The sequence below is a fragment of the Aminobacter sp. J44 genome (genome assembly GCF_007829415.1).
Lineage (GTDB): Bacteria > Pseudomonadota > Alphaproteobacteria > Rhizobiales > Rhizobiaceae > Aerobium.
In genome coordinates this window covers 99,819-114,267 of sequence record NZ_VLJG01000012.1, presented here as the reverse complement: position 1 = coordinate 114,267, position 14,449 = coordinate 99,819, and the positions used below count along the sequence as shown (strand labels likewise).

Below are 14,449 nucleotides of genomic sequence, written 5' to 3'. Positions count from 1 at the left end.
ATCCAAATCCTGGTCACAGACTATGTCAGATATTGACACCCACGCACGCTATGGCTGAACGTGCAATCTGTCGAGATGCAAGTCTTGTTGGAGATTGCGTTCGACGAGGGGGCGGTAATGCGAACTATTGAGGGGGATCGGATACTCTTGTCCGCATCAGATCTGATGCGGTTCATGGGCTGCGCTCACGCGACCGCGCTCGATCTCGCCTATATGCATGGTAAGGGGCCAGTGCCGCGCGAAGATACCGAAGATGCCGCGCTGCTCCAGAAGCAGGGCGATGCCCACGAAGCTGCCCATCTGGCCAAGCTCAAGGCATCGAATGTGTCGGTGATCGAAATCGACCGGTCCGATCTTGCCGAGAATGCGCAGACAACCCGGGAGGCTTTGGCAAGCGGGCCGCAGATCGTCTTCCAGGGGGCGCTGCTGGGCGACAATTGGGGCGGTTGGTCGGACTTTATCGAGCGCGTCGAGCGCCCGTCCGATCTCGGCCCCTTCAGCTACGAAGTCACCGATACCAAGCTCAAGCGCCGGCCCCATCCCAAACATGTGCTGCAGCTGGTGCTCTATTCGGATTTGCTGACCAAGATTCAGGGCGTCGCCCCTGAATTCGCCCATGTCGAACTCGGTGATGGCAGCCGGGTGCAGCTACGGCTCGCGGACTATCAGGCCTATGCGCGCATGGCGCGTCAGCGGCTCGAGGCATTCCTCGAAAACCCGGTGCCGACCCGGCCGATCCCTTGTGCCGATTGTGGGCTTTGCCGCTGGGGCGATCACTGCGAAAGCCAGTGGCAGGCCGAAGACAGCCTGTTCAACGTTGCCAATATTACCCGGACCCAGGTCAAGAAGCTCGAGGCGGCTGGTATCACCACCATGGAGCGGCTGGCCGGGCTCGATCATCCCATCCGCGGCATGGCCGAGACCACCCGGGCGCGGCTGGTGACACAGGCGCATCTGCAGCACGCCCGCAAGACCGGGGCGCCGGCCTTCGAGTTGCGCGAGGCCGAACCCGGCAAAGGCTTTGATCTTTTGCCCGCGCCGCAGCCGGGCGATCTTTTCTACGATATCGAGGGCGATCCGCATTACGAAGGCGGGCTCGAATATCTCCACGGCGTCTGGTTCGATGGCCAGTTCAAGGCTTTCTGGGCACATGATCACGGCGCCGAAGCACGGGCTTTGGCGGGCCTTCTGGAGTTTTTCCGGCAAAGGCTCGCGGCCCATCCCGAAGCGCGCATCTATCACTATGCGCCCTATGAGATCACCGCCTTGCGGCGGCTGACCACACAGTATGGAATCGGCGAGGCCTTTCTCGATCGCCTGCTGCGCGAGCGGCGCTTTGTCGATCTTTTCGCGGTGGTGCGCGGCGCGCTGATCGGCTCGGAAGCCAATTACTCGATCAAGTCGATGGAAGCCTTCTATGGCCGGGTGCGCGAAGGTGAGGTCAAAACTGCCGGCGGCTCGGTCGTGGCCTATGAGCGCTGGCGCGAAACCGGCGAACAAACGATCCTCGACGAGATCGAAGACTATAACCGCATCGACTGTATCTCGACCGAGGAGCTGCGCGACTGGTTGGTGAGCATCCGCCCCGCTGCGCCCTGGCCGATACTGGCAGTGGATGCCGGCGACAAGGAAGTCGAGGAAGACGCCGATACGCAGGCCTTGCGCGCGAAGCTTGCCGCATCCGGTCTGCCGCAGGAGCGGCAAGACATGTTGTTCAACCTCGGCCTGTTTCACAAGCGCGAGGCCAAGCCTGCGCAATGGGCGGTCTTCGACAGCGCCGGCAAGGACGAGGACGAGCTGATCGACGATCTCGATGCACTGGCCGGTCTGGAAGCCATTGATCCGGCAGAACCCGTCAAACGCTCGGTGCTGCGCCGTTATCGCTTTCCGCTCCAGGAGACCAAGCTGCGGGCCGGCCGCAAAGCGACGGTCCCGGTCATTGACGGGCCGCCGGCCACTGTCAGCATCGAAGAGCTCGACCGCTCCGAGCGGATCATCGCGATCAAGGCGGGGGCGGCAAAGGCGCATCTCTTGACCGATCGCCTGACGCTCCACCCCGATTGGCCGCTCAATACGGACGTCATTGCCGCGGCCCTGCGCGATGTAATCGACGATCAATGCGGCGTGCGCCGCTTGACGGCGCTCGATGATCTGCTGGCGCGCACGGCCCCGCGTCTGGTGACGGGACCGCGCGCCGATCTGCTCGATGGCGCCGATCCCTTGACCGGCACGATCGCAGCGATCGCCGCCATGGATGGCACGGTGCTGCCGATCCAGGGACCGCCGGGAACCGGCAAGACCTATGTCACCGCCCGGGCAATCCTTGCGCTGGTACGCCAGGGGCACCGTGTTGGCGTGGCCTCGAACAGCCATGAGGCGATCCGCAATGTGCTGATGGGGTGTCTTGCCGCGCAAGATGATGGCGATGCTGTCCCGGGCCTGTGCATCGGGCACAAGGTCAGCAGCGGCGAAGACGGTTATCCGGACGACTGTACCGGCATCATCCGCTCGACGGCCAATGACGATTCCCTCTGGGGCCGCGCCCATGTGGTCGGCGGCACCGCCTTCTTTTTTGCCCGATCCGAGCACGAGCAGGCGCTCGACTGGCTCTTCATCGATGAAGCCGGGCAAGTGGGGCTGGCCAATATGGTCGCCATGGGACGCTGCGCGCGCAACATCGTTCTGGTCGGCGATCCGCGGCAATTGCCGCAGGTCATCCAGGGTGCCCATCCCGATCCGGCCAACCTTTCCTGTCTCGAATGGATGCTGGGCGAGCACGCCACCATTCCGCCCGATCGCGGCATCTTCCTGCCGGTCTCGCGCCGCATGCATCCCGATGTCTGCAGGTTTATTTCGCAGCAGGTCTATGAAGGCAGGCTCGTTAGCGCACCCGATACAGCCGTCCAGGCAGTCCGCGGGACGGGCTTTCCTGAAGCTGGTGCTTTCTGGGTGTCGGTCGCCCATGAAGGCAATGCCCAGATCGCAGCCGAGGAAGTTGCCGCCATTCAGGCGGCGATCGACGATCTGCTCTCGGGAAGCTGGACCGATAAGGATGGGACAACACGCGCCCTTGAGCCCGCCGATATCATCGTCGTTGCGCCCTACAATGCGCAGGTCAATGCCCTGCAGGACGCCTTGCCCGCTGGCATTCGTGTCGGCACGGTCGACAAGTTCCAGGGGCAGGAAGCACCCGTCTGCCTGGTGTCCATGACCGCCTCCTCGGTCGAGGAAACCCCGCGCGGCATGGATTTCCTGTTCTCGCTCAACCGCATCAATGTCGCTGTCTCGCGCGCCAAAGGCCTGGCGCTCGTCTTCGGCGCACCGCGGCTGCGCGAAGCAAAATGCAACACCGTTGAGCAGATGCGGTTGGTGAACACGCTATGCGCATTGCCTGAATTTGGAGACGTTTGAATGTGGGAGAATTTCGAGGCACGCCTCGATGAAAATGAGCGCGAAGGCTCCATTCCACTGCGAAGAGCGCTTTTCGAGGTATTGCGCAGCTCGGGGCTTCGTCCGGGCGCGGGTATCACCAAGAAGATGGTGTCGCTCGAATTTGGCGCTGGCGAGCGGCTCGTGTGGGAAATCCAGAATCCATCCAACGTCTTTCTGCACATAAAATGGCGCGATTCTGCCGAGGCGAATGGCTTTGCCACCGAGCTGCGCCCCTATCAGCGCGGCATGAAGGATGGCGGTCGGCATTCCGCCCTCAGCCGCGACTGGTCCTTTGGCGACGCTGACTGCTTTGTCGTGAGGATTGAAGATGCCGAAACCCTGCGCCGGCTGATCGCGGTGCTGTTGCAGTCCGGCGATGCGCTGATGCTCAATCCGGCTGCGATCACGCGCTGGATCGAGCGGCTCCGCCATTTCTTTCCCGCTTTCGAGCGGTTTGACCCGCCCGATCCGCATTTCGACGAGGCGGAGCGGACCTACAAATTGGCGATTGCTGCCGAGCTCAAGACGGCGATCGAACAAGCCGGTTCCGACCAGGAACTGGCCGATGCCGTCAACACCGCGCTGGCCAAAAGCAATCTGCTGCAATGGCGCGCCTATTGGCCGATGTCGCCCAAGGGCAACGCCAATCGCGAGCAGCTCTGGCCGGCCTTGCGCGCGCTTATCGACGCCGCGCTTGGCGCAGCGGACGGTCACGCCTCGGCGCTGGAGGCCTTTGTTGACGCGTGGATTGCGGCCGTCCCGGACGGTAAGCCCGATCCGGCGCGCCAGATCGCCGAATTCCTGTTCCTCCATCTCGCTCCTAATGACGGCATCTACATCCGCCATTCGGTGCGCCAGGATCTCTGGCTGGAAGCGGTTGGCAGCCGCTTTCCCGATCATGCGTCGATGGCCGACACCTATCGCGACGAATGGCGCTTCATGCAGACCGTGCGCCGCGCTTTTGCGGACCGGGGGCTGGCACCACGCGACATGATCGACGTGCAAAGCGCACTGTGGATCGTCCACAATTACAAGGAAGAAGATGTGGCGACCTTTTCGCGCAAAGCGATCGAGGCGGCGATGGACGCCTATGACAGCTATCGCCAGTCGGGTGAGCACGCCGCCATCTTCGAGGCCTTTGGCGAGCCACGTGACTATTGGGTGCGCTCAACACGCGCGCGGCCCGGTCGGGTCTATCCCTCCAAGCCGATCGTTGGCTTCCTGCGCGGCAAGACGCAGCTCAATGGCGGGTGGGGTCAGAAAACCGATGCCGCCGCTCAGCTCCACAATGCGGGTTACATCATCGTCGATGCCGATGACAGACCGATAGAGCAACCCGATCAGAACAGCCATTTGATCAGTGGAAGAGCTCGGGTCCAGCTTTGCGCTGCAAACTATTATATTGAGCCAGCCAAGGAGATCGGCGCTCCAAGAGTCTCAATTCGCGCTGGAGATCTCAGGGCAGATTTGTCGGAACGGACACCGACGATTTGCGCAGCCCTAAGCGACGAGAACCTGCAGCGGCTCGCGGGTGTTCCAAAGCCTCAGCTTAGCGGCCCGGCTGACAGCCGGGATTCGATCTTCACATTCCATCTCGCTGAGAAAGCAGAGCAGTCCACCATGACTTCAGATCCATTGGCCAACATTTCCGCCAGCACCAATCTCATCCTTTACGGCCCGCCGGGAACCGGCAAGACCTATGCCACCGCCTGGGAGGCGGTGCGGCTTTGTCTGGGCGACGCTGCAGCCGAACCGCTGCGCGATCACCGCGAGGCTTTGATGGCCGAGTACCACCGTCTTGCCGGTGAAGGCCGCATCGACTTCGTCACCTTCCACCAGTCAATGACCTATGAGGATTTTGTCGAGGGCCGTCAGCCCATGACGGGATCCGACGACGATGAGGAATCCGTCTCTGTGGGGTTCCGGCTCGAAACTGTGCCCGGAATATTCCGGCGCATCGCCAAACGAGCTGAGACGGGGCTTGGTAAGAAAGCGATCAGCAACAGGATAACGACGGAGGGCCGCCAGATTTACAAGATGTCGGTGGGCTTCAGCAGGGACGCTGGCGACCAGGAGCTCTTCGAGGAAGTGATCGAAGGCGGCTACACCCTCCTTGACTGGGAGGATATCGACTGGAGCGACCCAAAGTACGAAGACGCCGAGGAGATCCTGAAAGCATGCGAGGCGCACGGTAAGATCGAAGGGACTGTCACTCTACAGTCTGGTCAGGTGTCGATCACTGATACGTTTCGAAATCGTCTCAAGGCTGGCGATATTGTTATCGTCTCAAAAGGGAACCGGTTGATCCGAGCCATAGGCGAGGTGACCGGGCCCTACGAATATCATCCACGACCGGAGGGAAAATTTGGCCACAGGCGTGCAGTCCGTTGGCTTTGGCACGATCCTGCTGGCGTTCCAGTTACCGAGATCTATGACGGCAACTTCACTATGCGGTCGCTCTACTGGTTGAAGAAGGAGCGCCTCAATATTCCTGCCCTTGAGCGTTACATGAACAGCGCGATTAAGGAGGCCGACGCTGATGCCGAACGCGAGGCCTTTGTACTAATCATTGATGAAATCAATCGGGCCAATATTTCCAAGGTCTTCGGTGAGCTGATAACGCTCCTGGAACCCGATAAGCGCCTGGGGCAGGCCAATGCGCTCAAAGTACATCTGCCGTATTCGGGAGATGAATTCGGCGTGCCGGCCAACCTGCACATCATCGGCACGATGAACACGGCGGACCGGTCGATCGCCCTGCTCGACACTGCCTTGCGCCGCCGCTTCACCTTCCGCGAGCTGATGCCCGACATTGAGGAACTGCGGCGGGCGCTGGCGGCGCGAGGGCTTGATGCCGCGAATCTCGAGGGGATCGACCTGTGCAAGCTGCTGCACACGATCAACGAGCGGATCGAATATCTCTTCGATCGCGAACACCAGATCGGCCACGCCTATTTCACCAGTTGCCGCTCCCGCGCCGATGTCGAGAGCGTCATGCGCCACAAGGTCATCCCGCTCTTGGCGGAATATTTCTACGAGGATTGGTCAAAGGTCGCGGCGGTGCTCGGCGATGGCGACGGCACCAATGGCTCCCATTTCATCGAAGCGCAGCGGCTGACGGCACCGGCCGGTTTTGCCGACGATGAACTGAGCGACAAGCGGCGTTGGAGCGTCAAGGCGCGCTTCGATTTTTCGGAGTTTGCCGCCTGATGCCCGCCTATACGGTTCGGGAATGGGACGAGCTCGCCTATGGCCAAGGCACAGGACAGATTCCTGAGCTCCACGCCGATACGCTGGCGGCATTGGCTGCCCGCTCGGCCTTTGCCGGGCGCGGCGGCAGCGGCGTACTTGAACATAAGCGGCGTGCCTTGCGCGCCCGCGGCGTGGTCGGAATTCTGGCAGCGGGCGAGGCGAGCCTGGAGATCCTGCCCAAGATCGATGTGGCGTCCGGTGAAACAACCGATCACCAGAACGCGGCGATCCGCAAGCGGCTGGTGCATATGCTGGCGGTTGCGCTGGATTTGAAAATTGACCTGGGCGTCATCACCGATCTCGCCTGGCAGCGCGAGACCCTGCTCGAAATCCTGATCCGCATCTTCTGCGACAAGCTGACCGAAGCTCTGCGCAAGGGCATGCCGCGCCGCTATATCACTTGCGAAGACGATCTGCCGACCTTGCGCGGGCAGCTCGACATCGCCCGCCAGTTCACCCGCCATGCGGTCAACCCATCGCGCCTTGCCTGCCGCTTCGATCTCTTGTCCGAAGACACGCCGCTCAACCGGATCATGAAAGCGGCAGTGCTGCGCCTGGCACGCCTCTCGCGGCGCCCTGCCAACCAGCAACGTTTGCGCGAGCTGGCCTTCGTCTATGCCGATATTACCGACGTGCCGGTGGTCGCGCTGCGCTGGGATCAGGTGGTAATCGACCGCACCAACCGGTCCTGGCAGGAGCTCTTCGCCATGGCCCGGCTCTTTTTGCAGGACCGCTACCAGACGACCACCGGCGGCGCCGGCCAGGGCACCGCTATGCTGTTCGAGATGAACGCGCTGTTCGAGGAATATGTCGGACGCTTGATCGCGCGCGCCTTGGCGGGGACCGGGTTTACCGTTTCGCTGCAAGGCGGGCGGCTATTTTGCCTGAGCGCACAGGATAGTGGGCGCGCCCTGTTCCAGACCAAGCCCGATATCCTCATCCGCCAGAATGGCAAAGTCGTCCATGTCATCGACACTAAGTGGAAGCGGATATCCGCGCGGATTGATGACCCCAAGCAAGGCGTCTCGCAGGCCGATGTCTATCAGATGATGGCCTATGCCCAGCTCTATGACGCGCCGCGCCTGACGCTACTCTATCCCCATCATCCGGGCCTCGGAACGCAAGACGCGGTTCAGGGGCGTTTCCTGATCACTGGACACAATACGATACTGGAGACGGCAAGCATCGACGTTGCCAACAGCGCCGACATGCTGGGACGGCTGCGCCGGCTGATCCTGCGTGAAGAGCCGGTGGATCTGGAACTAGCGGGATGAGGTGCGGCCGTACCTGACCGCTGCCAGCGTTGCGAGCTTCTTTAACGGAGACAGCGTGGCGTTCGCTCAGGCATCGAGCTCGATTGCAGCATAGGCGTGTACCGGCGGTTCCTGAACTCCGAGCTGCCGAGCGATAGCCGGAATCTCTGGGTCCGCAAGGAATTTTGCGTAGTCGGCTTCGTCCCAGTCGAACACCGACCAAAGGCGGTTTCCATCGTCAGGATCGATATAGACGCGGGCGCTGCGGCAACCATGCTCCCGCCGTTTGTCCGCTCCCACCGTTCGGAAAATCTTCAGGAACTGGTCGGGGTCCTTTACCTTGGCGACCGTAACAATCATCGGCTGTTCTCTATGGCTCTGTGAACGATCTCATTGAAATCCTTGGCACACCGCCACTCCTCAGGATTTCTGAGCCACCATTCCTCGCATGCGCTCGGTATGGCGGGCATCTGCTCTGGTGAGGGTAAGGCGTCGAAAAGCTGAGTTTCAACCTTCCCGGCTAATCCGACATGCGAGGCCGCTTTGACCAGCAATCACGATGCATGGTCGATTGGCGTGCCGGGTCGCCGCTTCCGGCACGCCAATTTAAGATACAGGAGCTTGTCTTGCTTCCGCATGCGGCTGGACCTGATGGCGGCCAGCCTGGTGGGCTCCTTGCGGGTTCGCCGCCATTCCCACCGCCATGCTCGATCCGCCCCAGCGTGCGGCGTCTCCCATGGTCCCCGCGCTTATCGGGTCCGGGTCCCCATTGGTTGGCTCAGGCGTCCTGCTCGGCCAGCGGCGCGAGCGTGTCGATCTCGGCGATCTTTTCGAATTCGCCGAGATATTCCTGGCGGTGGCTGGCGAGCCAGCGCGCCACGCGGCCATTGGCCAGGAGCTTGGCGATATAGCCGCGCGCCACCGTCAGATGCAGATTGTCGATGCCATAGGTTTCCTCGACCGATTTGACCTGGGTCTGCAGCGCCGCCAGCTCGCGCTCCATGCGCGCGATCTGCTGGCCCGACGGGGTCGGGGCGGCCGCGCCCTTGCCCTTCTTAACTGCAGCCAGCTGATTGTCGGGCGTTGCCGCGCGAAGGGCGCGGGCAAACATGATCGAAAAGTTGTTCTGCCCGATCATCAGGTCCGCAGCCTCGATCTGGCGCACCGCCGACATCTGCCGCAATATGTCGAACACCCTCATCGAGCAGGGCGTGTCTTTCAGCATCTCGGCCGCTTCGGCGCTGATGCCGTCGAGCAGGCGAAAGCGCCGGATGACCGATTCCACCTGCAGGTTCAGCGCCTCGGCAATGTCGGCCGCCGGCACGCCGCGCTCCATGGCCCGCGCGATCATCCGGTGCTCCTGGATCGGCGGGATCCGGTTGACCCGCTTGTTATAGGTATAGGTATCGTCTTCGGTCGCGATCAGGCATTCGACCTCTTCAATGCCAAGTTGCTTCAGCGCCTCAATCCGCAAATGCCCGTCGAGCAGGAAGTAGGAGCCGGTCCTGGACGTGTCGGCCATGACCACCGGGGCCTCGACCAGCCCAATCGCCTTGATCGAAGAGAGCACCTGCGCGAAGCTCCGGCTGTCGCGCGCGCCCTCCGGCAGCGTCTTGAGCGGCACGATGCTTGCCACCGCTATGGTCACAAAGTGGCTATCGAACCCCTGACGGATGCGCTCGCCCGAATCCTCGATCCGTTCAGCCATCGCTCTCTCCTGAAATCCGCATTGCCAGCGCCCGCGGCATCGTCGCCAGGCCCTCGGCTCTGAGCAGGTTAAGGAAGCTCTCGTCGGTGAGCAGGTCTTTGAGCGCCTCGACAATGAACAAGAGCCGCGTCTGCGTGAAATCGGACTTCTTGACCAGGAGCCGCTGCTTTTCCGCCTCGCGCTGATAGACCTGCATGAGATCGTTGGCGGTCATTCGCCTCCCGCTGCCTTTGCGCCCCAGTCGCCCCGAAGGCAGCCCCTTGCCCTGCGCACGCATGCGCATGTCGAGCATACGCCGCGCCGCTGCCAGCTTCTTGCCTCTGAGCTTGCCGGTCTCATAGGCGTCGAGCAGCAGGGTCTGGGCTTCCTCGCTCTCGGCCTTGGAAATCTCCATCGCCAGCGTGATCGGGATCACGCCGGTTTCGACCGCTGCGACCAGACGCTCCTCACCGCGCTCAAGCAGCGAGGCGATCATGTTGACCCAGGATGCGCCGACCCCAAGCTTTTCGCCAATGGCCTTGTCGTTATAGCCCCGCGCGCGCAAGGCGCCGATCTCACGCATGATGTCGATCGGACGCGGCGTGCGCCGGGCAATGTTTTCAACCAGGCTCATCACCAAGCATTGGCTCTCGCTGGCCTCGATCACCACCGCCGGGATCTCGCTCTGGCCCAGCATCTGGAACGCTTCGAGCCGGCCTTCGCCGCAGACCAGATCGTAACGCGCGCCGCCCGGACCGTTATGGCGCGCCACTGTGATCGGGCGCTTGAGCCCGATGGCCTCGATATTGTTGACGATCTCGCGGTGCTGGCGCTTGTTGCGCGCCCGCGAGTTGAGCACCGTGATCCGCGAAATCGGGATCATTTCGACACCGCTGGAACGCACGGCAGACATCAGGCAGCCTCCGGTAAGGGGATGGGAGCGGCGATGGTGTAGAGCAGGTCGAGGTCATCGAAGCGGTAGGCGTCGAGCGCCAGCGCATTGTCTTCACTCAGTCGGACCTTGTCGGCCAGTTTCTCAAGGCGCGGGAACAGGTAGTAATCGAACGGGGCGCGATTGGCGCGGTCCATGCGCACGACCACGGTAATGTCAGGGGCGAGCGAGGTGTCGAGACGCAGCTTCCAGCGCAAAAGCCCCGTCGGGGTCTCGAAACAGCGCGCGATCACCACCGAGACGCTGAATTCGCCGTTGACGATCACCCGGTCGCTCTCGTCCTCCTGCCACGCTTCGCTGCCGCTTGCCTGCAGACCGTCGAGCACCTCGCGCAGGATGCCAGGATGGAGCTGGCGCAGTTCGCGGTTGATCGCGACATAGCGATAGTCCCGCTCCGGGGTGAACCCGACCAGGCTATAGGCCCTGAGCAGGCTGCCGAACCGTGAACGGTAAGCGCTGCTCGAGGCCATGGCCTCGCATTCGTCGATGATGATCCCCGAAAGCATGCCCTGACGCTGGTACAGCTCGGCCAGGGCCTTGAGCATCTCTTCATCGCTCAAGTGGAACGAGCGCGCGGCGATGATCGCGCGTGCCGCCTCGAACAATTCGCGCTCGACAATCGCTGCGAAGGCGCCGTCGGCGCGGATCCACATCTCGGGCGCATTGCGCACCCGCTTCTTCTTGAGCTTGAACGAGCGGCGGTTCCAGACATTGTCGCCGACATATTTCTCATTGATCAGCAGCTGATGGACCGTGCCGCGCGTCCAGGGCCGGCCAAGATCGGTTGCAAGGCCGCGCGCGTTGAGGTCGGCCGCGATCACGCTTTCGCTACGGCCCTCATGGACAAAGGCGCGGTAGACATCGCGCACCAGCGCGACCTCTTCCTCCGGCCCGGGCGTGAGGATCACCCGGTCGGTCTGGATGCTCTTGTGCTCGCCGCGGACCAGCACCCCCTTGATCGCGCCATGCTCGTCGATCAGTGTGCGCCTCAAACCAAACCCGGCCGGGCCGCCCTGACGAAAACCCTTTTCGATCAGCCGGCCTTGCCCGGCAAACACCTTGGTCGAAAGCTCGCGGCTATATTCGCCGGCCATGGCGCGCTTGACGCCCTTGACGATGGTCGAGACCGGGCTGCCATCATTGTCGAATTGCTCGGCGCAATATTGCACCGCAATCCCGGCGCGTCGGCAGATATATTCGTAGTAAGCGCTCTCGTCGGCGTCCTGGAACCGGCCCCACCGGCTGACATCATAGACCAGCACCAATGTGAAATCGGCCGTGCCGGCCTCAACATCCTCGATCAACTGCCTGAGCGCATCGCGGCCCTCGATCTTGAGCCCGCTCTTGCCAGCATCGGCATAGGTGCGCACGATCTCGATGCCGCGCGCTTCTGCATATTGCCGGATCGCGTCGGATTGGTTTTCAGTCGAATATTTCTGATGATCGGTCGACATGCGGACATATTCGGCCGCGCGCACTAGAGGTGCCGGCTCGGATCGGTCGTCGTCGTTAAGATCCCATCTCGGCAAACTTTGCCCTTTCCTGCTTTACCTGAGGCGGTCCGGGCAACCGACCGCCTCAGCACGTGGCCTCGCCACCGCTTCCGCACCTCGACCAGTTTAACTGCGGAGAGACCGGAAGATGTTGCAGAAAAAGGGCAGGAAATTACCGCCATGGAAAGGTGTCCTGGCCACGCGCCAGATCTATGCGCAAACCATGGCCGAACTGCTGAGCAAGGAGCACGGCGACAGCCACCGTGCGATCAAGCAGATCATGCGCCAGACCCATGCCAGCGAGCGCACCGTCAAACACTGGCTCTCGGGCCAACACGGTCCCGATACGGTGTTTTTCTTGCGTCTCGTGGTGTCCTCACCAGTCATTCGCGCTTTCGTCCTCGGGATCATCGAGGGACCGGTGGCCGCCAAACTGTCAGGGCCAGTCGATCGCTATGCGCTGGCGGCGGCCAGGGGCGCCTATGTCGTCGGCGAGTTTGCCGGGGGCAGGAGACCTGCCGATCACCGGCTAAATGACCCTAAAGATGACTCTAATCGCGACCCTATGAATGACCCTGATCGGGCTGAACTCAATGAGCGCCAATACTGGTTTCTGGCCAGACTCGCCGAAGGCGATCGCTGCGGCGCCAGCGAGATCATGGCCTTGTGGCAAGTCAGCCTCAAAACCGCGCGCCGCGACATCGCCGCGCTGAAAATGGCGAACCTCATCTGCTATGTCGGATCGCGGCGGAAGGGGCGATATCGACGAACAAGCGCTGCTTCGGAAACCGAGGAGCGTCTGCGCGGCGGATGAGGCTGTCATTGGGGCGAATTGCCCTTCGTTCCAGCCGCTGACCCGACCTTATGCGCGTCATCGCTTGCGCGTGCTCGAAGGCATCTCGGCTCCTTCACTATGCCTGCAATCGGGGAACTGGTTGCACCCGCTGAACACCGTGCCGTCACGTGGTGCGCACAGGGACTGGTGCGCTGGGAATTTTGCCTATATCCATCATCTCAATGATTCTTGAACCATTGAGATGAACATGGATGAGAAGCACGCCCTCACGGCCTTCGCCGCGCTTTCGCAGGAGACAAGGCTACGCATCGTTCGGCTTCTTGTGACGGCCGGGCCCGAGGGAATGGCCGCAGGCGCCATCGGCGAAGCAGTGGACGGCGCGTCCTCCTCGCGCATGTCCTTTCACCTGAGCCATCTCGAACAGGCCGGGCTTGTCGAATCCCGGCGTGCTGGACGCTCCATCATATACACCGCTGCTCTCGGGGCGCTCTCGGGCCTCATCGAATTCCTCATGCGCGACTGCTGCCAGGGGCACCCGGAAGTGTGCAACCCGGCGATGGCCGCTTTGTCATCCTGTTGCGAACCGACGAAAGGCACAGCCCATGCCTGATGCACGCCAACCCGATCGCATTTTCAATGTCCTGTTTCTGTGCACCGGCAATTCGGCGCGCTCGATCCTGGCCGAAAGCATCCTGAACAAGGATGGCGCGGGCCGATTTCGCGCCTTTTCTGCCGGCAGTCAGCCCAAGGGGAACGTCCATCCCGTCGCGTTGAAGATCCTGAAAAGCTTTGACTATCCCGCTGATGGCCTGCGCTCAAAGAGCTGGGAAGAATTCGCTACGGCTGATGCGCCGGCCATGGATTTCGTGTTCACGGTCTGCGACAGCGCGGCCGGTGAAGCCTGTCCGGTCTGGCCGGGCCAACCGATGACCGCACATTGGGGCATCGAAGATCCCGCCGCGGTGGAAGGCCCCGAGATCGAACAGGAAGCCGCTTTCGTTGCGGCCGTTCGCTACCTCAAGAACCGCATCTCCATCTTTATCGCGCTGCCCGTCGCAAGCCTCGACAAGGCATCACTGCGCGCCAAGCTCGCGGAGATCGGGCAATCGGATGGGGCGTCCTCGCCCCGCAACAGCGCCGCGTGAGGTCAGCCATGGACGTCATCATCTATCACAACCCCGACTGCGGCACCTCGCGCAACACGCTGGCGATGATCCGCAATGCCGGTATCGAACCCCATGTTATCGAATATCTAAAGACCCCGCCCTCAAAGGCGATGCTTACCCAGCTCATCCAGCGCATGGGCATATCCGTGCGCGCGCTGCTGCGCGAAAAGGGAACGCCTTATGGGGAGCTCGGTCTTTGCGATCCGGTGGTGGCCGACGACCAGCTTCTCGATGCCATGATGGCGCATCCGATCCTCATCAACCGGCCGATCGTCGTCACACCCAAGGGCGTGAAACTCTGCCGGCCCTCGGAAGAGGTGCTCGACCTGCTGCCGCCGCAGCAAGGCGAATTCATCAAGGAAGATGGCGAACGCGTCATTGACGAGCACGGTCGCCGCGTGGCGAGCGCATAAGGGAA

11 protein-coding genes are annotated in these 14,449 nt (G+C 62.0%); 7 read left to right on the top strand and 4 right to left on the bottom strand.

The genetic code is table 11. From position 1 onward, the window contains the following. The first annotated feature begins 117 nt into the window (after nt 1-117). Genes L610_RS06580 through L610_RS06570 form a run of 3 tightly spaced genes read left to right on the top strand, consistent with a single transcriptional unit; the run spans nt 118 to nt 7,958 of the window. The gene (locus tag L610_RS06580) at nt 118-3,411 is read left to right on the top strand and encodes a TM0106 family RecB-like putative nuclease (RefSeq protein ID WP_144703617.1); all 3,294 of its coding nucleotides are present in this window, start codon (nt 118-120) and stop codon (nt 3,409-3,411) included. Further along, on the top strand, nt 3,412-6,642 hold the full coding sequence (locus tag L610_RS06575; protein WP_246658942.1) for an AAA family ATPase: 3,231 nt from the start codon (nt 3,412-3,414) through the stop codon (nt 6,640-6,642). It begins immediately after the preceding gene. Continuing rightward, nucleotides 6,642-7,958, top strand: coding sequence for an McrC family protein (locus L610_RS06570; RefSeq protein WP_144703614.1), 1,317 nt, complete (start codon nt 6,642-6,644; stop codon nt 7,956-7,958). Before L610_RS06575 ends, L610_RS06570 begins: the two co-directional genes overlap by 1 nt. Before the next feature lie 66 nt (nt 7,959-8,024). Here L610_RS06570 and L610_RS06565 read toward each other — a convergent pair whose 3' ends face one another. The 4 genes from L610_RS06565 to L610_RS06550 form a co-directional block, all read right to left on the bottom strand. Then, complete coding sequence (locus L610_RS06565) at nt 8,025-8,297, bottom strand: putative quinol monooxygenase (RefSeq protein ID WP_144703611.1); 273 nt, start codon at nt 8,295-8,297, stop codon at nt 8,025-8,027. A 418-nt stretch (nt 8,298-8,715) separates the two neighbouring features. After that, nucleotides 8,716-9,645 carry a plasmid partitioning protein RepB C-terminal domain-containing protein gene (locus L610_RS06560; protein WP_144703608.1) on the bottom strand — a complete coding sequence of 310 codons (930 nt, stop codon included), beginning with the start codon at nt 9,643-9,645 and terminating at the stop codon, nt 8,716-8,718. Then, nucleotides 9,638-10,537, bottom strand: a complete 900-nt coding sequence (locus L610_RS06555) for a plasmid partitioning protein RepB C-terminal domain-containing protein (RefSeq protein WP_144703605.1) — start codon at nt 10,535-10,537, stop codon at nt 9,638-9,640. The genes L610_RS06560 and L610_RS06555 overlap by 8 nt, the downstream gene beginning before the upstream one ends. Further along, a complete protein-coding gene (locus L610_RS06550; RefSeq protein WP_256366542.1) occupies nt 10,537-12,054 on the bottom strand; it encodes a recombinase family protein in 1,518 nt (505 codons plus the stop codon). Before L610_RS06550 ends, L610_RS06555 begins: the two co-directional genes overlap by 1 nt. 163 nt (nt 12,055-12,217) lie before the next feature. On the opposite strand from L610_RS06550, the gene L610_RS06545 reads away from it, so the two are divergent. The 4 genes from L610_RS06545 (at nt 12,218) to arsC (ending at nt 14,444) form a co-directional block, all read left to right on the top strand. Beyond that, a complete protein-coding gene (locus L610_RS06545) occupies nt 12,218-12,883 on the top strand; it encodes a hypothetical protein (protein WP_144703602.1) in 666 nt (221 codons plus the stop codon). A 229-nt stretch (nt 12,884-13,112) separates the two neighbouring features. Beyond that, nucleotides 13,113-13,475, top strand: a complete 363-nt coding sequence (locus L610_RS06540) for a helix-turn-helix transcriptional regulator (RefSeq protein ID WP_144703599.1) — start codon at nt 13,113-13,115, stop codon at nt 13,473-13,475. Next, complete coding sequence (locus L610_RS06535; protein WP_144703596.1) at nt 13,468-14,010, top strand: arsenate reductase ArsC; 543 nt, start codon at nt 13,468-13,470, stop codon at nt 14,008-14,010. Before L610_RS06540 ends, L610_RS06535 begins: the two co-directional genes overlap by 8 nt. An 8-nt stretch (nt 14,011-14,018) precedes the next feature. Then, complete coding sequence (arsC, locus tag L610_RS06530; protein WP_144703593.1) at nt 14,019-14,444, top strand: arsenate reductase (glutaredoxin); 426 nt, start codon at nt 14,019-14,021, stop codon at nt 14,442-14,444. Nucleotides 14,445-14,449 lie beyond the last annotated feature (5 nt).